19 protein-coding genes are annotated in these 18,609 nt (G+C 70.0%); 13 read left to right on the top strand and 6 right to left on the bottom strand.

The features are described from left to right. On the bottom strand, positions 1–565 hold a 565-nt coding region (locus AAF430_25705; GenBank protein ID MEM7413654.1), incomplete at its 3' end, for a hypothetical protein. 202 nt (positions 566–767) lie between these two features. On the opposite strand from AAF430_25705, the gene alaS reads away from it, so the two are divergent. Both alaS and ispG read left to right on the top strand, forming a co-directional pair. Then, positions 768–3,401 carry an alanine--tRNA ligase gene (alaS, locus tag AAF430_25700; protein ID MEM7413653.1) on the top strand — a complete coding sequence of 878 codons (2,634 nt, stop codon included), beginning with the start codon at positions 768–770 and terminating at the stop codon, positions 3,399–3,401. Next, complete coding sequence (gene ispG, locus AAF430_25695) at positions 3,398–5,410, top strand: (E)-4-hydroxy-3-methylbut-2-enyl-diphosphate synthase (protein ID MEM7413652.1); 2,013 nt, start codon at positions 3,398–3,400, stop codon at positions 5,408–5,410. Before alaS ends, ispG begins: the two co-directional genes overlap by 4 nt. Positions 5,411–5,416: 6 nt before the next feature. Here ispG and AAF430_25690 read toward each other — a convergent pair whose 3' ends face one another. Then, on the bottom strand, positions 5,417–6,145 hold the full coding sequence (locus tag AAF430_25690; protein ID MEM7413651.1) for a lysophospholipid acyltransferase family protein: 729 nt from the start codon (positions 6,143–6,145) through the stop codon (positions 5,417–5,419). Between the two features lie 10 nt (positions 6,146–6,155). Here AAF430_25690 and AAF430_25685 point away from each other — a divergent pair, with 10 nt between their 5' ends. From AAF430_25685 to AAF430_25660, 6 genes are all read left to right on the top strand, one after another. Further along, the gene (locus AAF430_25685; GenBank protein MEM7413650.1) at positions 6,156–6,782 is read left to right on the top strand and encodes an SRPBCC family protein; all 627 of its coding nucleotides are present in this window, start codon (positions 6,156–6,158) and stop codon (positions 6,780–6,782) included. A gap of 89 nt (positions 6,783–6,871) precedes the next feature. After that, entirely contained in the window at positions 6,872–8,458 is a 1,587-nt protein-coding gene (locus AAF430_25680; protein MEM7413649.1) for a right-handed parallel beta-helix repeat-containing protein, read from the top strand. An 88-nt stretch (positions 8,459–8,546) separates the two neighbouring features. Further along, positions 8,547–9,248: a helix-turn-helix domain-containing protein gene (locus AAF430_25675; GenBank protein ID MEM7413648.1), complete on the top strand. Its 702-nt coding sequence runs from the start codon at positions 8,547–8,549 to the stop codon at positions 9,246–9,248. 34 nt (positions 9,249–9,282) lie between these two features. Then, a complete protein-coding gene (locus tag AAF430_25670) occupies positions 9,283–9,726 on the top strand; it encodes a rhodanese-like domain-containing protein (protein ID MEM7413647.1) in 444 nt (147 codons plus the stop codon). Continuing rightward, positions 9,726–10,403 (top strand): methyltransferase domain-containing protein, encoded by a 678-nt coding sequence (locus AAF430_25665; protein ID MEM7413646.1) that lies wholly within the window; start codon positions 9,726–9,728, stop codon positions 10,401–10,403. Before AAF430_25670 ends, AAF430_25665 begins: the two co-directional genes overlap by 1 nt. Then, positions 10,400–11,719 carry an amino acid permease gene (locus AAF430_25660; protein ID MEM7413645.1) on the top strand — a complete coding sequence of 440 codons (1,320 nt, stop codon included), beginning with the start codon at positions 10,400–10,402 and terminating at the stop codon, positions 11,717–11,719. Before AAF430_25665 ends, AAF430_25660 begins: the two co-directional genes overlap by 4 nt. A gap of 9 nt (positions 11,720–11,728) precedes the next feature. Here AAF430_25660 and AAF430_25655 read toward each other — a convergent pair whose 3' ends face one another. After that, entirely contained in the window at positions 11,729–12,238 is a 510-nt protein-coding gene (locus tag AAF430_25655; GenBank protein MEM7413644.1) for a CvpA family protein, read from the bottom strand. Between the two features lie 71 nt (positions 12,239–12,309). Here AAF430_25655 and AAF430_25650 point away from each other — a divergent pair, with 71 nt between their 5' ends. The 5 genes from AAF430_25650 to AAF430_25630 all read left to right on the top strand — a co-directional run bounded on the left by AAF430_25650 (position 12,310) and on the right by AAF430_25630 (position 16,175). Then, positions 12,310–13,893, top strand: coding sequence for an NAD(P)/FAD-dependent oxidoreductase (locus tag AAF430_25650; protein ID MEM7413643.1), 1,584 nt, complete (start codon positions 12,310–12,312; stop codon positions 13,891–13,893). Positions 13,894–14,017: 124 nt separating this feature from the next. Continuing rightward, positions 14,018–14,470 (top strand): periplasmic heavy metal sensor, encoded by a 453-nt coding sequence (locus tag AAF430_25645; protein MEM7413642.1) that lies wholly within the window; start codon positions 14,018–14,020, stop codon positions 14,468–14,470. A 142-nt stretch (positions 14,471–14,612) separates the two neighbouring features. After that, positions 14,613–15,179, top strand: coding sequence for an RNA polymerase sigma factor (locus AAF430_25640; protein ID MEM7413641.1), 567 nt, complete (start codon positions 14,613–14,615; stop codon positions 15,177–15,179). Then, on the top strand, positions 15,176–15,616 hold the full coding sequence (locus AAF430_25635) for a hypothetical protein (protein MEM7413640.1): 441 nt from the start codon (positions 15,176–15,178) through the stop codon (positions 15,614–15,616). The genes AAF430_25640 and AAF430_25635 overlap by 4 nt, the downstream gene beginning before the upstream one ends. Next, a complete protein-coding gene (locus tag AAF430_25630) occupies positions 15,609–16,175 on the top strand; it encodes a Spy/CpxP family protein refolding chaperone (GenBank protein MEM7413639.1) in 567 nt (188 codons plus the stop codon). The genes AAF430_25635 and AAF430_25630 overlap by 8 nt, the downstream gene beginning before the upstream one ends. A gap of 19 nt (positions 16,176–16,194) precedes the next feature. On the opposite strand, the gene AAF430_25625 is transcribed toward AAF430_25630, so the two are convergent. From AAF430_25625 to bamD, 3 genes are all read right to left on the bottom strand, one after another. Continuing rightward, positions 16,195–16,629: a CBS domain-containing protein gene (locus tag AAF430_25625; GenBank protein ID MEM7413638.1), complete on the bottom strand. Its 435-nt coding sequence runs from the start codon at positions 16,627–16,629 to the stop codon at positions 16,195–16,197. 247 nt (positions 16,630–16,876) lie between these two features. Further along, positions 16,877–17,650: a tetratricopeptide repeat protein gene (locus tag AAF430_25620; protein ID MEM7413637.1), complete on the bottom strand. Its 774-nt coding sequence runs from the start codon at positions 17,648–17,650 to the stop codon at positions 16,877–16,879. A 7-nt stretch (positions 17,651–17,657) separates the two neighbouring features. Further along, positions 17,658–18,437, bottom strand: coding sequence for an outer membrane protein assembly factor BamD (gene bamD / locus AAF430_25615; protein MEM7413636.1), 780 nt, complete (start codon positions 18,435–18,437; stop codon positions 17,658–17,660). Positions 18,438–18,609 lie beyond the last annotated feature (172 nt).

The following is an 18,609-nucleotide window of genomic DNA, read 5'->3' as shown; positions in this document are numbered from 1 at the left end:
TCGCACCGATCGACCAGCCTTCTCCTATCAAGAAGAGCGCCACGTCTTCTTCGGCGGCCGCGTCATCGAGCATCGCGTCGGCGATCGCCTCTGCCTCGTCGGTTCCCAGCGCAGCAGCCGCGGCAGCCGCGGCTTCGGCTGTGGAAGCGGACCAGGCACTGATCTCGAAATAGACCTCGTTCGGGGAGAACCCCGCGCCCGCCAGTTCGAATGCCGCGGCCTCGAGGCCCAGCGCATCGGAGAGGGCCTGACCGCGCTCGCTGGGCGAATACCCCGCTTCGGACAACAGGCGCCGGGCGTCGGCGAGCGGCGTGCGTGCGTAGACGAGATCCGAGAGGGCGTCGGAGGCCGAGGTCCCCCGGGCGCGGAGCCCGCTCACCAACCGCAGCATCTCGGTGTCGTCCTCGCAGCCGGCCCCACGCGCCGGCGCGGCCCAGCCCGTCAGTGTTGCACCAACCAACAGAGCGGCCGCCAGCGCGAGACCGCGGCGGGCAGTGCGATCTGGATTCGAGCGCGAAGCGCGGGCAATGAAGGACATCGACTGGAGATGGATCTCGAAGAGCATCGGGGCTTCCTGCGAGCGGGCGCGGCGGGAGCGCCGCGCGACCCCGGCAACATCGCCCGGGGCCGCGCCCTCCCCTATGACCTGGTTCACGCCGAGTAGCCGTGGGACAGGAGGCGCTCCGAAGCCCGCGCCCGGCGCCCTCCCCAAGGGGCGACTCCCGCGACTCCGCTATGCTTTTTGGCTGGCTGGAGGCGACATGTCGTTGGGTGCAGCGGAAATTCGCGAGGAGTTCCTGCGGTTCTTCGAGAGCCGTGGGCACCGCCGCGTGGCCAGCTCCGCCCTCGTTCCGGAAGGCGATCCCACCCTTCTCTTCGTGAACGCGGGGATGGTCCAGTTCAAGCAGACCTTCCTTGGCGAGGAGGCCCGCGACTACAAGACCGCGACCACCTCCCAGAAATGCATGCGCGTCTCGGGAAAGCACAACGACCTCGAAAACGTGGGCCGCACCCCCCGGCACCACACCTTCTTCGAGATGCTGGGGAACTTCTCCTTCGGCGACTACTTCAAGAGCGAGGCCTGCGCCCACGCCTGGGAGCTGCTGACGCAGGGGTACGGAATCGCGGCGGAGAACCTCGTCGTCTCGGTGTTCCGCGAGGACGACGAGGCGTTCGCGATCTGGCGCGACGAGATCGGCGTCCCCGAAGAGAAGATCTACCGCCTCGACGAAGACGAGAACTTCTGGTCGATGGGCGACACCGGGCCGTGTGGGCCCTGCTCGGAGATCCACTTCGACTTCCGCCCCGACGAGCCCTACGACCAGGACGACCCGTCGAGCGAAACGGGACGCTTCCTCGAGATCTGGAATCTCGTCTTCATGCAGTTCGACCGCGACGCGGCGGGCACGATGACTCCGCTGCCCCGTCCGTCGATCGACACGGGCGCCGGCCTCGAACGACTGGCGGCGGTGATCCAGGGGGTTCCCTCGAACTACGGCACGGACCTCTTCACCGGCATCCTCGCGCGTGCCCAGGAAGAGACGGGCGTCACCCGCGGCGAGGACCCGGAGAAGGACGTCTCGCTCAACGTGGTGGCCGACCACGCCCGCGCGCTGACCTTCCTGATCGGCGACGGCGTGCTCCCCTCGAACGAGGGGCGCGGCTACGTCTTGCGCCGGATCCTGCGACGCGCGGCGCGCCACGGCGTCCTGCTCGGCAAGGAAGAGCCCTTCCTCCACCGGGTGGCCGATGCGGTGATCGACGACATGGCGCCGGCCTACCCGGAGCTGTCCGAGCGCCGGGCCTACATCACGGTCCGCATCAAGCGCGAGGAAGAGCGCTTCCTCGAGACCCTCACTCACGGGCTGGGGCTCCTCGAAGACGAGATCGCGAAGCTCGACGAGAGCGGAGCGAAGACGCTGCCCGGTGACGTCGTGTTCAAGCTCTACGACACCTACGGCTTCCCGGTCGACCTCACCGAAGACATCCTGCGCGGTCGCGGTCTCGGCCTCGATCAAGCCGGGTTCGACACGGCGATGGGCGAACAGCGCGAACGTGCCCGGGCTGCCTGGAAGGGCAGCGGCGACGCCGGCACCAGCGCCGTCTACGGTGCACTCGCGTCGGATCACCGCACGACCTTCGTCGGCTACGACCATCTCGAGCTGCGCTCGCCGATCCGCGCCCTGCTCGTCGACGGCGCGGCCGCCGAGTCGGCCGACGAGGGCCAGAGCGTCGAGGTCGTCGTCGAGGAAACGCCCTTCTATGCCGAGAGCGGTGGCCAGGTCGGCGATCGCGGCTTGCTGCAAACCGACGACGGCGTCGTCGAGATATCGGATACCCAGCGGCCCTCCGGCGAGCTCGTGGTGCACCGGGGCCGCGTGACGCGTGGGAGCATCCGGGTCGACGAAACGGCGGACCTGCAGGTCGATGCCGAGGCGCGCGCCGCCACCGTGCGCAACCACTCGGGCACCCACCTGCTTCACGCCGCGCTGCGCGCGGTGATCGGGCCCGAGGCGATGCAGAAGGGATCGCTCGTCTCGCCCGACCGGCTGCGCTTCGACTTCACCCACGATGCGCCCGTGAGCGAAGCCGAGCTGGCGCGCATCGAGGATCTCGCGAACGAGTGGATCGAGACGAACGCACCCGCCGAGGTGCGGGAGATGTCCTACCCCGATGCGATCGAGGCCGGCGCCATCGCGATCTTCGAAGAGAAGTATGGCGACGAGGTGCGTGTGATCCGCTTCGGCGACTTCTCGACCGAGCTCTGCGGCGGCACCCACGCGCGCGCCACCGGCGACATCGGCCTCTTGAAGATCGTGGCCGAGTCGGGGATCGCCGCCGGCGTGCGCCGCATCGAAGCCCTCACCGGACAGGGCGCCCTCGCCCACCTGCGATCCCAGGAACGCACCCTGGGCCAGCTCTCCGAGCTCTTGAAGACCCCGGCGGGTGAGCTGCCGGCCCGGGTCGAGAAGCTGCTCGAAGAGCGGCGCGCGGCCGAGCAGGAGATCGAGAAGCTCCGAGCGGCCCAGCGCGGTGCCGCGTCGGCCGACCTGTCGTCCCAGATCCAGGAGATCGGCGGGGTGAAGGTGCTCCGCGAGCGTGTCGAGGGAGCGTCCGGCAAGGAGCTCCGCGGCATGATCGACGACCTGCGCGGCAAGATCGGCAGCGGCGTCGTGTTGCTGGTGGCCGTCGACGGCGACAAGGTGAGTCTCGCGCTCGGCGTGACCTCGGACCTCGTCGACCGTTTCAAGGCGGGCGACCTGGTGCGCGAGATTGCGGGAGTCGTCGGGGGCAAGGGCGGAGGCCGCCCGGATTTCGCCCAGGCCGGCGGCAACCAACCCGATCAGGTCGACGCCGCCCTGGCGAAGCTCGACGCGCTGATCTCGGCGAGCGCGGGGTGAGCCGGCCCTACGTCGAGAACGTCTACGCCCCGCGCCGACGGGCCACCCGCGTCGTCCGCGTCGGCGACATCGGGATCGGAGGCGACGAACCGATCCGCGTGCAGTCCATGACGACGACGGACAGCCTCGACACCCAGGGCACCGTCGACCAGGCCGAGCGCCTCGCGGGAGTCGGCTGCGAGATCGTGCGGATCACCGCGCCCTCGAAGAAGGAAGCCGAGAACCTCGCCGAGATTGCCGCTGAGCTGCGTCGGCGCGGCGTACACGTCCCTCTCGTGGCCGACATCCACTACACGCCCGGCGCCGCGATGATCGCCGCCGAGCACGTCGAGAAGGTCCGGGTGAACCCGGGCAACTACGCCGACAAGAAGAAGTTCGAAGTCCGCGACTACACCGACGCCCAGTACGCCGAGGAAGTCGAACGCGCCGCCGAGCGTTTCCGCCCGCTCGTGCGGCGCATGAAGGAACTCGGGCGCGCGATGCGCATCGGCACGAACCACGGCTCGCTGGCGGATCGCATCCTGAACCGCTTCGGCGACACGCCCGCGGGCATGGTGGAGAGCGCCCTCGAGTTCCTCGACGTCTGCGAAGACGAGTCCTACCACGACGTGATCTTCAGCATGAAGGCGAGCAACGCCCAGGTCGCGATCCAGGCCTACAGGCTCCTCGCGGCTCGACTCGCCGAGCGCGCTCCGAACGCAGCTGGCTACCCCTTCCACGTCGGCGTCACCGAGGCCGGCGACGCCGAAGACGGTCGCATCAAGAGCGCGATCGGCATCGGCGCGCTGCTCGAAGACGGACTGGGCGACACCATCCGCGTGTCGCTCACCGAAGACCCGCTGAAGGAGATCCCGGTCGCACGGGCGCTCGCGCGCCGCGCCGAAGCCGCCTGGGCGCGACCCGAGGCACCGCCGGCCGATCCCGGCGCGCCCTTCGTCGACGACCCCTACCGCCACCGCCAACGCAGCACGCGTTCGCTCGGGCACCTGGGCGGCTCGAATCCGGTGCGCGTCGAGCTCTCGCTCGGAGCCGTGCCGGCCGACCCGGAGCAAGCGGTTGCAGCGCTCGCCCGCTCTCTGGCGGCCCAGCCCGACGTCGCCTGCGAAGGCCTCTGCGTCGAGGTCCACGACTCTCCCGACGGCGAGCGACTGGCGTCACTCCACGCTGCCCTGGGCCGCGTGGGGCGCGACCTCCCGCTGGCGATCCGCGCCGAGGCGCGCGCCGCCCAGGAGAGCGTCGGTTTCGCGTCGCGGCTGGTCGTCGCGGCCGGCAGCCTGATCGAGGACGACGAACTCGACGCCGTCGCGAACGCCGCGGCCGGGCGCAACCTGCCGGTGGAGTGGGAGCTGCGGGGCCCCTTGCGCGAGATTCCGCCGCTGCTCGACCGGGCCCTGGAAGCGAGCGCACGCGCCGGGCTCGACGACATCGCCATCTCGGTGGACTGCGAGCGCAAGGTGCACGGCGTGCGCGCGGTGGCGGCGCAGCTGCGGGCGCGCGGCGCCGCCGACGTGCCGATCGTGTTGCGCCACCAGCGCCGCGCCGACGCGGATCTTGCATCGGATCTCCTCGACGCAGCGGTCGAGCTCGGCGCGCCCCTCTGCGACGGGATCGGCGATGCGATCGTGCTGCGCGGCTTCGACGACCCCGGTCGCGCCACGGACCTCGCCTACCGCATCCTTCAGGGAGCTCGGCGCCGCACAACGCGCACCGAGTTCATCTCCTGCCCGTCGTGCGGCCGCACCCTCTTCGATCTCGAAGAGACCACCGCGCGCATCAAGGCGCGCACCGGCCACCTGAAGGGCGTCAAGATCGCCGTCATGGGCTGCATCGTGAACGGCCCCGGAGAAATGGCCGACGCCGACTTCGGCTACGTCGGGTCCGGCCCCGGAACGGTCAACCTCTTCGTCGGGCACGACTGCATCGAGCGCCACGTTCCGACCGAAGAGGCGACGGATCGGCTGGTCGAGCTGATTCGCTCCCACGGACGCTGGGTCGACCCGCCCGCCTGACCGACTTCACGCCTCCGCGTCGAACTCGGCGCGCCGCAGGCGCTCGTGCACCCGATCGGAGAGCGGCTTCGGATCGTCGCCCAGGGCTTCCGGCGCGACGGGCTCGAGCACCCGGATGCGGATCACGTGCTTCCCCCGAACGACCAGGGTGCCGGGACGCCAGGCGTCGCCCGCGCCCACGATCCGCACCGGGACCAGGGGAACGCCGGCACGCTGCGCCAACACGAAGGCACCCGGCTTGAAATCGGAGAGCCCATCCGGGCGAAGCTGGCCTTCTGGGAAGACCGCCACCGGGGTTCCCTCCACCAATGCATCGGCGGCCGTTTCGAGCGCGGCACGACCGCTCTCGCGGTTCCCGACCTCGACCGGGATGTGTCCGGCGCGGCGAAACAGGGGGCCCGAGAGCGGGATGTCGAAGAGCCAGTGCTCGGCGAGGAAACGCGCCGTGGTCCCGAGCATCTGTAGGCACAGAACGTCCAGCCCGGACTCGTGGTTGGCCACCAACACGAAGGGCCCCTGCGACGGGAGATGCTCGCGGCCTTCGACCTCGAAGCGATAGAGCGGCGTCCAGTGACCGTAGAGCGCGATCCAGCGGGCACAGAAGCGTCGCAGCCCGTCACCCCGAGGATCGCGGTGGCGGTTCCAGGCCGCGTAGCAGCGCGCCGCTGGGAACAGCGCGAGCATCAGGACCGAGAGCAGAACCCAGGCATAGGCGGAGCGAAGCTTGGAGATCACGCGACCTCGGATGACGGTGGACGACCGTCGGTTTCGCGAGCGGCGTTCTTTCGGGTCCGGATGGGCCCGTTCCTGGGTCGGGTTGGGCGTGTCCCTCGCGGTGGTGGTCGCGTTCGTGGCCCGCCCGGCGGGTGGCGAGAGCGAAACCGACTGGCTGCACGCCGAGGCGCAAACCGTGCTGGAGCAGCCACTCGAAGGAGTCCGGGCGGCCCTGCTGGATCTCGAGAGGTTCGGTGCTTGGTTTCCCACCGTCGTCGAGTGGCGCGTGCTCTCCCGCGCCGAGGCGGAGGCCCGCGTCTACGGCCGCCAGGAGTTCCCCTGGCCGGCGAGCGACCGTGACTACGTCGCGCGCTATCGCTGGCGGAACGCCCCGGGGCTCTTCGTGCTCGAGGCCCTTGGCCTCCCCGGAGCCGCCCCCGAGGCGCCCCCCGAGGTCGTGCGGCTCGAGGACTTCCGCAGCGAGTGGCGAGTCGAAGCCCTCGACGAGAGTCGGACGCGCGTCCGCTACCGCGCGGAAGGGCGCGTCGATGGAACGCTGGCCCGCATGCTCGCGCGCCTCGCCTGGCAGCGAGAAACCGGGCGGGTCACCGAGGCTCTCGCCGAGTACCTGAGCGTCCCGCAGGAGCGACACCCGTAACGCCGACGGGCGTATGCTCGACGCACCTGGATCGTCACCGATCTGGATCCAACCGCGGGTGCCCGTGGACCCGCTATCGCGAGGTCCCCATGCGAATCGCAGGCGTCGCCCTCGTCCTGGTCTTCGCGCTCGGCGCTCCCGTGGCCGGCGTCACCCTCACCGTGAACTCGGCAGGCGACAGTGGGGATACCAACCCCGTCGACGGCACTTGCAACACGGGTGGCGTGGTGTTCATCGGCCCCTTCCCGTTTCCCGAGTGCACGTTCCGCGCGGCCCTCGAAGAGGCGAGCAACGGCGACACGATCGCGTTCTCGTCCACCTCTTTGACTCCGGATGCGAACGGCCAGGTCGTCCTCGCCCCTCAAACCCCCTATCCACCCCTCGGAAACGAGATCGTGATCGACGGCTACACCGCACCGGGCTACGGAACCGCCGACCCGTGGGCGCTCCCGGTCATCGTCCTCGACGGATCCGCGTTGGCGAGTGGCAGTGGCCTCACCCTCATCTCGGGAAGCGCAGGATCGACCGTCCGGGGCCTCACGATCATCGAATTCCCCGGCACGGGCCTGCGCATCACGCAGGGCAACCAGGATGTCACCGTCGAGGGCTGCCATCTCGGCATCGACCTTGGCTCCGTCGGTGCAGGCAACGGCGGCTTCGGACTCCAGATCGAGGAGTTTGCGGACCACGTCGTCGTCGGACGCACCTGCAACCAGGTCACCGGCTGCACGGGCAAAGGCAACGTCATCTCCGGAAACGGCGATGACGGGGTCGAGATCCGCGGCGACAACAACATCCTTTCGGGTAACCGGATCGGCACGGACGTCACGGGCACCCAGGCCGTCCCGAACCTGGGGTTCGGCGTGTACGTCACCACTTCGGGCTTGAACTCGGTCGGAGACGTCGGGGGCTTCTTCACCGGCTCGAGCACCATTCCGGTGCGCGCCGGAAACCTGATCTCGGGCAACCAGCTCGGCGGCGTGTTCGTGGGGAGCAGTCAGACCGACGTGGTCGCGAACGCGATCGGAACCGACGTCTCGGAGACCTCTCCGCTCGGCAACGGCGGCAGCGGCGTCTTCATCACGACGACGCTGACGCGGGTGGGGGACGTGGGCGCCGCGTTCAACACCATCGCTTTCAACGCGACGACGGGCGTCTCGGTGCTCGCGGGGGAGAACAATCTCGTTCGCGGCAACTCGATGCGGGGAAACTCGGGGCTCGGTATCGACCTGGGCGCCGACGGTGCGACCGCCAACGACTCTCTCGACATCGACGGCGGCGCGAACCGCCGGATGAACTTTCCGGAGTTCGACTCCACCCAGACCGAGTACGACACCGCCACGGATACGCTGACGGTTCGCTACCTCGTCGATAGCGCCGCAACCGAGGCGCCCTTCCCGTTCACGGTCGACTTCTACCTCGCCGAGGGGGATGAAGGGCGGATCTGGCTCGGCTCGGACAGCTACCCGCTGGCGTCGCAGCTGAACTTCCGCAAGGTGAGTTTCACTCCCTCGCTGCCACTGGGACCTGGGACCGAAATCGTGGCCACGGCGACGGATGGCGCATTCAACACCAGCGAGTTCAGTCCGGCGCTGCTGCTGCCCGAGCCCTCTGGCCTCCGGTGGATGGTGGCAGCGGTGCTCCTCGTTCTGCCCCGCGCCCGCCGCCGCAGGTAAGCCCTCCCTCTTGAGACAGGGAGGGCTAGGGAGGGCTGTCGCTGCATCCGATATTGACTGACCTATTCGGTCATTTATACTCCCGAACGTGCCCCGCCAGACCCCGCCGAACCGTATCCGTGACCTCCTCGAAGCCGCGACCCGGGTCTTCATCCGGCAGGGGTATCGGCGGGCCCAGATGGCCGACGTCGCCCAGGAGCTCGGGGTCGCGAAGGGCACGCTCTACCTCTACGTCGAGAGCAAGGAGGCGCTCTTCGACCACGCGATCCGCTACGCGGCCGGCGAACTCGCAGACCCGGACGCCCTCCCCCTCCCGCTCGCGACCCGACCGCCCGACGCCCTGCAGCGCGACCTCGAGCGGGTGCTCGCCGAGGCCGGCATGCCGGACTCTCTGGCCTCGGGACTGCCCGAACGACTCGGCCCCAAGACCGCACGGGCCTGCCTCGAGACCATCCTGCGCGACGTCTTCGGTCTGCTCAGCCGCTTCCGGACCGCGATCAAGCTGATCGACCGCTGTGAGCTCGAATCGACCGAGCTCGGCCAGACCTTCTACCGCGACGGTCGCGCTGCCCTGGTCGCGGCCCTCGCGAACGTGCTCGACGCGGGCGCCCAGCAAGGCGCGTTTCGCCGCTACCCCGACCCACTCGTCGCCGCGCGGTTCGTCTCCGAGTCGCTGACCACCTGGGCCGTGCACATCCATTGGGACCCGGCACCGCAGGAGATCCCTCCGGCGGTGGCCGAGGAAACCGCGATCCAAATGTTGCTCGCGGCGCTCTTGCCGCCCGACTGAGTTCCCTCCCCCCCAACCCTCAGGAGACCCTTCGATGAAGACCCGACGTCTACTTCCGATCGCCGCTCCGATCCTCCTCGGCAGCGTGGCGCTCACCGCGTGGATCGCGCTCCCGAGCCACGAAGGACTGGGCGTGTTGGACGTCCCCGAACTGGTGCAGCGTCTCGACGATCCACAGCGCCCGCCGGTGTTGGTCGACGCGAACAGCGCGGACACCCGCGAGAAGAACGGCGTGATCCCGGGTGCGCGGCTCCTCACGAGCTACCGCGACTACGACCCCGAGCGGGAGCTTCCGGCCGACCGTTTCACCCCGCTCGTCTTCTACTGTTACAACGCCTGGTGTACATCGGCGACCGAGGCCGCGCGCAAGGCCCGCGACGCCGGCTACCACGACGTTTCCGTGCTGCCCGAAGGCCTCGCGGGCTGGATCCGGGCCGGGCGCACCGTCGCGCGCCTGACCGCCGGAGTGCGCTCGTGATGCGGGCCACGCGGGTCAGCCTCGTCGGGTTCGTCCTGTTCGGTCTGCTCGGCTGCCAGAACGTGTCGAAGCTCGAGTTCAGCCGCCTCGGAAGCCGCGCCGCGTGGCAGCACCCCGAACGGGTGGTGGACGTGCTCGCGCTCGAACCCGGCCAGACGGTGGCCGACCTGGGCGCTGGCGAGGGATACTTCCTGCCCTACCTCTCGAACGCCGTCGGTGCGAACGGCAAGGTCTACGCCGTCGAGGTCGACGCCGAGCTGGTCCAAGAGCTCGAGCGCTTCGTCGCCGACGCGGGTCTCGAGAACGTTCAGGTCGTGCGCGGAGAGTTCGAGGATCCCATGCTGCCCGACGGCGCGATCGACGTGCTCTTCACCGTGAACACCTTCCACCACATCGAAGACCAGGCACCTTACTTCGCGCGGCTGCGGGAACGAGATCTCCGGCCGTCGGGACGGGTCGCGATCCTCGAGCCGAACCAGGACCTGGGCGGCGTGCTCAGCCTGTTCCAGAACGCAGGGCACTGGAGCCGAAGCGCCGATGTCGTCGACGCTCTCCAGGCCGCCGGCTTCCAACACACGACGAGCCACGATTTCCTTCCGGTGCAGATCTTCGAGGTGTTCGCACCTCTCGAGAATCCGGCCGATGCGCGCACCGAGCGTGCCCAAAGCCGAGAATGACCGGCAGCGACCTCGCCCGCGTCGGCGCCTTCACCGCCGCGTGTCTGCTCGTCTCGAACGCGGTGGGCAGCGGGATCTTCACCACCACCGGCTTCCTGGCGCGAGACCTGGGCTCGGAAGCCTGGATCCTCGGTCTCTGGCTGCTCGGCGGCGTGCTCGCGCTGGCCGGTGCCCTCTCCTATGCCGAGTTGGGTGCGGCGCTGCCGCGGGTCGGTGGTGAATACGTCTATCTGCGGCGCGCCTTCGGTCCGCTCGCCGGTTTCCTCAGCGGCTGGACTTCCTTCGCCCTCGGCTTCGGTGGCGCGATCGCCGCGTCGGCCGCCGCGTTCGCCGCCTACCTGCAGCGACTCGCGCCGACACTCGCCGAGTGGGACGCCGCCTGGATCGGCGTCGTCCTCGTATGGAGCATCACGGCGGTCCACCTGCTCGGCGTCGAGGCGAGCGGTCGCTTCCAACGCGCGGTCACCGTGTTGAAGATCGCCCCGATCCTGGTGGGCGTCGGTCTCGCCTTCGTGGTCGGCGGCGACACCGCCGAGACCCCCGGGCTCGCCACTGCCGAACCCCGGTTCGGCGCGGCCGCCGTCGGGTTGGTGTTCGTGCTCTACTCGTTCTCGGGCTGGAACGCGGCGAGTTACATCGCGGGCGAGATGCGCGATCCGGCGCGTTCGCTCCCGCTCGCTCTGGTCGGGGGCACGGTGTTCGTGACCGCGCTCTACCTGGCCGTGAACGTCGTGTACTTCGCGGCGTTGCCGGTCTCGGCCCTCGGCGCAGACCCCGTGCTCCCGGTGGCCGAGAAATCGGCCCGCGCCCTTTTCGGGGGCGACGCCGCGCGCGTCGTCGTCGCGGTCTTGTGCGTCTCGATCGCGGGCTCGGTGAGCAGCATGGTCTGGGCTGGTCCGCGCGTCACCCTGGCGATGGCCGAGGACGGGGCGCTGCCCGCGTCGCTCGGTGGCACGACGTCGGGCGGTGCGCCGCTCGTGGCAACGCTCCTCCAGAGCGTCTGGGTCACGCTGCTCCTGTTCACGGGCACCTTCGAACAGATCGTCGTGTACGCCGGCGTCGCCCTCGCGATCTTTGGCGCCCTCGCCGTCGCGTGCGTCCCCGCCCTGCGGCGCGGCGAACCCGCGCTGGAGCGACCGTTCCGCACCCCGGGATACCCCTGGGTGCCAATCGCGTTCGTCGCTGCGTCCCTGTGGACCGCGTCCTATGCCGCAGTCGAACGGCCCGTGGAGGCGTTGCTCTCCCTCGGCACGGTCTCGCTGGGGATTCCGCTCTTCTTCTGGGCGCGCCGACGCGCGGCGGCGCCCGACGCCTAACGGGACGCGTCAGCCGCGCGGGGGTGCTGCCACGTCGGCGCCGCTCGCTCCATTGCCCGTGGCGCCTTCGAGCTGTTCCAACCAGGCCAGGCTCTGGGAACGGGCAAGGAACTGGTGATCGCGCCCGAAGAAGCTGCCGAGCACCACCAGCAGGACGCCGGCGACGATGGCGCCTTCGGCGAACCCGAGCGCCGCGCCACCCAGCCGGTCGGCCCAACCCAGTCCCACCGCGCGCGCGCCCTTTCGGATCACCGCGCCCGCCCAGTTGACCGCCACCAGCGCAGCGAGTGCGAGCCCGGCTCCAGCCACCCAGGGCGTTGCGACGGCGGGTAGCCATTCGAAGTCCCAGCCATCCAACCACGCGGTCGCCGGGTCGAGGAACAGACGCACGGCGAGCACGGCCGCGGCCAGCGCACCGATCGAGAAGGCCTCGCGGATGAGGCCCAGGAAGAGCCCGCGCAAGAGTGCGATCCCCAGGATCGCGGCCACCACGAGATCGACGGGAGCGAGCGGTTCCACGGACGCGAGTGTAGGAGACGCGCGCCGTCCGCGAGCCTTCGCTGTGTGTGCAGCTCGCCTACACTGCGCGTGTGGGGTGGGACGTCGCCGTCATCGGCGCGGGACACAACGGTCTGGTCGCGGCGGCGTTGTTGGCGCGCGCAGGACGACGGGTCGTGGTGTTGGAACGACGCGATCGCGTGGGCGGCGCCTGCGTCACCGAAGAACGCTGGCCCGGCTACCGCGTCTCGCGGGCCGCGTACGTGGCCGGACTCGTGCGACCCGTCGTGTCGAAGGAACTCGACCTCGCCCGCCACGGCCTGCGCTTCCTGCGCCGTTCACCATCCTCCTTCACGCCGCTGCCCGACGGACGCGGTCTCCTTCTCGGAGGGAGCGAGGCCGAGACCCATGCCTCGATCGCCGCGTTCTCGCGCTCCGACGCCGATCGCTACCCGCGCTACGAAGCAATGCTCGATCGCTTCGCCCGCTGGATCGAGCCGTCGCTCGACGCACCGGCGCCCGACCCGGGTCGGCTGCACGCGCGTGACCTCGCACTCCTGGGGCGCCTGGGGGTGGGAGCCCTCCGCTTGGGTCGTGAGCTGCCGCGCGCCCTCGCCCTCTTGCTGGGCCCCGCCCGCCCGGAGCTCGAACGCTGGTTCGAGAGCGAACCGCTCCGGGCGACCCTCGCGACCGACGCGGTGATCGGCGCCTGGGCTCCTCCCTCGGCTCCGGGAACGGGTTACGTGCTCTTCCATCACGTGATGGGGGAGACCGGCGGCGCCCGCGGCGTTTGGGCCTACGTCGAAGGCGGCATGGGACGCTTCTCGGAAGCGATCGCGAGCGCGGCGCGGGAAGCAGGGGTCGAGATCCGGCTCGAATCGGAGGTCGCCCGCATCGACGTCGACGGCGGCGCTGCGCGCGGCGTCACGCTGTCCGACGGCACCTCGATCGAAGCGCGCTGCGTGGTGTCGGGAGCCGACCCGAAGCGCACCTTCGTCGATTGGGTGGGCCCCGGCGCCCTCCCCGAAACGTTCGCGCGCGAAGTCGCCGGGCTCGATTTCCGCAGCGGCAGCGTCAAGGTCAACCTGGCCTTGGACCGACTGCCACGGTTTCGCGGAAGTACACAGGATGGCGTCGCCCCGGAACATCACGGCACCATCCACGTCGGCGCCACCACCCTCGACGACCTCGAGCGCGCGTTTCAGGAAGCGCAGGCCGGGCGTCTCCCCGAGCGTCCGATCGTCGAGCTGACCCTGCCGACGGCACTCGACGCCAGCCTCGCGCCGTCGGGTCACCACATCGCCTCGCTCTTCGTCCAGTGGGGACCGTGCGACGCCTCGGCCGAAGCCTGGGACACCCTGCGCGACCCTCTCGCCGACCGCGCCTGCGCGCTGATCGATGATGTGGCGCCGGGCTTCAGCGACAGCGTGATCCACCGGGAAGTGCTGGCGCCCCCCGACCTGGAGCGGATCTTCGGGCTGACCGGTGGGAACCTCTTCCACGGCGCGATGACCCCGGATCGGCTGCTCTCGATGCGACCGATCCCGGGCTGGGCTCGCTACGCGACCCCCATCCAGGATCTCTATCTCTGCGGTGCGGGGACCCACCCGGGCGGCGGCGTGATGGGCGCCTGCGGGCGGAACGCAGCCCGGGAGATCTTGCGCCAATCCCGCTGAGCGCCAGGCCCCGCCAGCCCCGAATCCCCGAGGGGATCCGTAAACCGTCCTGACCACTCGCAGGTCTGACCTCCGAACCCACTGGACCCCCGCGGTCCGAGTGCCCACATCGGAGGATCGAATCATGCGAACTCTCATCCCGCGTAGCCGCTGGGGCCGCCTCGCAGCGGCCGCCGCCATCACGACCAGCCTCGTCCTCGGAGGCTCCGCCCTCGCCCGTCCGGATGGATCCGGCAAACGGGCAGGCCTCGAAAAGCTGGAGCGCAAGCTCGAACGCCTGGACCTGGACGCCGAGACCCGCGACGCCGCCTTCGCCGTGCTCGACCGCGCCCGCGCCGATCGGCGTGCCTTCGCGCCCGAGCTGCGGGAGGCACGCGACACCATGCGCGAGCTGATGTCGCAGACCGAAGTCGAGGAGCCGGCGGTGATGGCCCAGGTCGAGGCGGTGCACGCCCTCGAGCTCGAACGCCACAAGGCCCGGCTTCGCACCATGCTCGAACTGCGCGAACTGCTGACCACCGAACAGTGGCAGGAACTCCGCCCGCAGCGCCGCGGCAACCGCGGGCGCAGCGACTGAGCCCCGTCGCGGCACGAGTGGGCAGTTCCTTCGGCGCCCGGCCCCGGGGTCCGGAGGAGCTGCCCCTCGTCGCGAGGCCCGCAGCTGTTGTACACCGACGGCGGCGGAGAGGTCCCCCCGAGACCTTCGAGGAAGCCCCGCCATGTCCCACGCCACCGCCCACACCTGGGGAGAACGGGTGACGACGCTGGATCTCGACCAGGAGCGTCGCTTCGCCGCTTTCGTGTCCGACCACCGCGACCGCGCGGTGGGCATGGCCTATCGACTGGTCGGGGGCGACGCCGCCGTCGCCGAGGACGTCGCGCAAGAAGCGTTCGCGAGAGCGTATCGGGGGTTGGCGCGCTTTCGCGGCGACGCCCAGCTCTCGACCTGGTTCTATCGGATCCTCGTCAACGAAGCGAACCGGCATCACCGCTTCGCGTGGGTACGCCGTCGCTCCCCCGAAGAGTTCCCGGAAACCGAGGACACCCGCACCCCGCCGCCCGGCGACCCTGCGCTCCGTGCGCGCGTCGTGGAGGCGCTGTCGCGCCTGTCCCGGGGACAGCGCGAGTGCTTCGTACTGATCCACCTCGAGGGATTCACCGTCGCGGAGACCGCCGAGATCACGGGACGCGCGACGGGTACCATCAAGTCCCACCTCCACCGCGCGCTGAAGAGCCTGCGGGAACAGCTCGCGGACCTCGACCCGAGCCCGGAGCGCGCCGAATGACGACCCGAAACGCCGATCGACCCGAGCTCTCTCCCCGAGACGCTGCCTTCGTGCGCGAGATCGAGTCCCTCACGCGCGCGCCCGAGATGACCGCGGCCCAGCGCGTCGCCTTTTCCGAGGACGTGGATCGGCGCGTCGCTGCCCGGCGCTCCGCGGGTTGGCTTCCGGCCCTCGCTGGAATGGTGGCCGTCGGCGCGGCGGTGGCGTTGGCCCTCTTCGCCGGGCCGGACGCGCGACCGCCGAGCGACGACATCGAGTCCCCGCGCGTGGCCGAGACGACTCCCGCGCCGCGCGTCATCGAAACCGCGCCCGCGACGACGACACCGGTCGAGGCCCTGCTCTCCCTCGCCGAGGCCGAGGAGTCCGACCTCCCCAGCGACGACGACACGCTGCCCGACGACTATGCAGCGATCGCGAGCCTGATCCTCGATGGGTGACGTCGGACGAAACACCCGCCTCGCCCTCCTCGGAGGGGTGCTGGCGATCTGCCTCGCGTTCGCGATTCCCGCGGCCGGCCAGCCGGGAGGTGGACCTGGACCGCCCGGCGGCGGGTTCGACCGACCGCACGGACCGCCGCCCCATGCCGGAGGCCCACCGCCGCATGGCGGGCCGCCGGGCAAGCGCAGGGGGCCGCCGCCTCTGGAGCGCGTGCTCGAGCGCCACTCGGATCGTCTCGCACTCGACGCCGAGACCCGGGACGCCATCGACGCAATCGCCCTCGAGAGTCGAGACCAACGCGCGGCGCTGCAGACGGAACTGAAGAGTCTGCACGACGGGATGCGCGGCCTGCTGTCGACTGCGCGTCCCGACGAAGCGGCGGTCATGCAGCAGGCCGAGAAGATCGGCGCCGCGGAGACCGAGCTCGAGAAGAGTCGCCTGCGCAGCATGCTGCGCATCCGAGCGCTGCTCACGCGCGAACAGCTCGACGAACTCGTCGAGATCCACAAAGAACGGCGCGAGAAGAAGCGAGAGCGGCGCGGCTTCGGGCCGCGCTGAACTCCGGCGCGAGGAGCGGCTAGCTCGGCATCGTGTGGGTCAGCGTCGCCCGCAGCGTGCGGATCTCCTCGACCTGCTCCTCCACCTCGTCCCGCAGCAGGTGACGCATCGAGAGCATGGTCACCACGCGTCCGGTGTGAATCACCGGGAGGTGTCGGCAGCCGTTGGAGCGCATCTTGTCGATGCTGCGCTCGACGGTGTCGTCCAAGCCGGCCGTCACCACCTCGTGGGTCATGACGTCTTCGACGCACGTGGTCGCAGGATCGCGCCCCGCGACGACGACCCGCGTCATCAGGTCGCGCTCGGTGAAGATGCCGACCAGATGGCCATGATCGAGGACCGCGATCGCGCCGACGCGCCCCTCGCTCATGACCGTCGCCACATCGAGGACACTCATCTCTGGTGTGGCGTGAATCAGGTTGAGCCGGTGGATCACGTGACGGAGGGTGTGCATCGGAGCCTCCTCACCGAGCCGACATCCACACGCGACCGCCGCGTCACGGCCGAGACCGTGTCGGACGGAGAGCGAGCGGGGGCGGCGGTTTCGCGTCGGGGTGGGTGGGCGAACGCCCCAGCGCCCCGACCGCCGGGGCTTCGCTTGCGTCCCCTGCATCGAATCACGAATCGCGCGGCGAGGGAAGCGATTCCGGTCACCGAAGCACGCGACGCGCCCCCAAGGGGCGCTGGGGAGCGCTGTGGGCTCAGGAGCCCTCCGTTGGGCGATCGCGCGCCACCATGCGGAGGTACATCCGCGCGTCGGCGCGCTCGGCGTCGCGCTCGAGGACGCCCCGCCATTCGCGGATCGCCTCGTCGGTACGCCCGAGCGTGTAGAGCGTCACGCCGGTCTGCACGATCGCGTCGAGGAAGCCCGGGTTGCCGCGGCGCACCCGAGCGAACTCGGCGAGCGCGCGATCCGGAAAGCCGGCCTCGCGCAGGGTGATGCCGAGCCGGTAGCGGATGTCGTGGAAGGTCGGGCAGCGATCGAGGGCCTTACGGTAGGCCTCGATGGCATCCTTCTTCTGGCCGGCGTCGCGATAGGCGTCACCGAGCTCCGCCTCGAGGTTCGAGAGTTTGCCGCGGGTCGTCGCATCGAGGGCCCCGGCCGAAGGCAGGGCGAGCTCAGCGACCCGCTCGGCGAGCGCACGCGAGCGTGCGAACTCGCCGCTGCGCTCGTAGATGCTGGCGAGCGCGACCATCGCCTCGGTGTACACCGGGTTCAAGCGCAATGCCTCGCGCAAGCTGTCCGCGGCACCACCCAGATCGTCTTCGTGCTCGAGCAGGGTGCCGACCATGTAGTGGACGTCCGCGAACTCCTGACGCGTCTCGAGGAAGCGACGCAGCGACTCCAACGCCCCGTCCCAGTCCCCGCGCTCGTAGCGTCTTCGGCCGATCTCGTAGTCGTGCCGTTCCGAGGGAGTCAGCGCCGGCGTCACGGCGGCGGGGGGAGCGTCGTGGGAGTCGTCGACCCGTTTCATGTCCGGCTCACGGTAGGTTGGTCGCCAAGCGTTCCCGTGCCAGGAACGCGTACTCGCTCTCGCCGTAGTGGGTGACGACGGTGCGAAAGATCCGATCGGCTTCGTCGACGCGTCGCAACTCGGCGTAGCAGGCGCCGAGCTTGTAGAGCACCCGCGGGTCGAGGCCGAGCCCGGGGTACTCGTTCAGCAGCGCGCGGTAGCGCTCGGCGGACGCCTCGTACTCGCCTCGCTCGAAGTAGAAGTCGGCGATCACCTCGACGTTCTCCGCCAGCACGGTCTGCAGCTCGCGCCAGAGCACCTCCGCTTCGACCGCGTACTCGGAGAACGGGTACTGCATCAGAAGTCGGTCGAGGAACACGAGCGCATCGCGCGTGGCACCCTGATCGCGACTCGGCTCCAGGCGCCGCCGCTCGTGGCAGAGCGCCGACCGCCAGATCGTGTACGGCACCTGGGGGTGGTCCGGGTGCAAGTCACCGAAGTCCCGGTAGTAGGAAAGGGCCTCTTCGAACTTGTCGTCCGCGAAGTAGGCGTCGGCGATCTTCAGCTCCGCCTGCACGGCGTAGGTGCTCGACGGGTAGTTGTCGACGATCGACTGGAAGGTGTCGATGGCGGCCTGATAGTCGACGTAGTCGAAGAATCCGAGGACGGAGAAGCCCTCGAGCTCCTCCTCGCCCTGGGCCCAGAGTTCCTCGGCCGGCGGGACCTCCTCGAAGAGCGCGTCGTCGGTCTGGCAGCCCGCCAGCGCACAGCAGACGAGCGTCGCGACTGCGATTCGAACCGTGCGCAAGTGACCCCCGGGGCAGGCGTTTCGCAAGCTATCGACCCTTCCGAAATGCGTCAATCTGCTAGATTCCGCGGCCTTCGAGCGGACGGGGCGCCAGAGCCGATCCCGCTCGGAGCCCCCGGGAGCGCCTCGAAGCGCGATGCCCGAACGGGCACCCACTGCCGCCCCCGCTTGA

The sequence above is a fragment of the Myxococcota bacterium genome (assembly GCA_039030075.1).
In the GTDB taxonomy this organism is placed as follows: Bacteria; Myxococcota_A; UBA9160; order UBA9160; family SMWR01; genus JAHEJV01.
The sequence above is the reverse complement of the archived record's forward strand: the minus strand, read 5'-3'. Positions and strand labels throughout refer to the sequence as shown.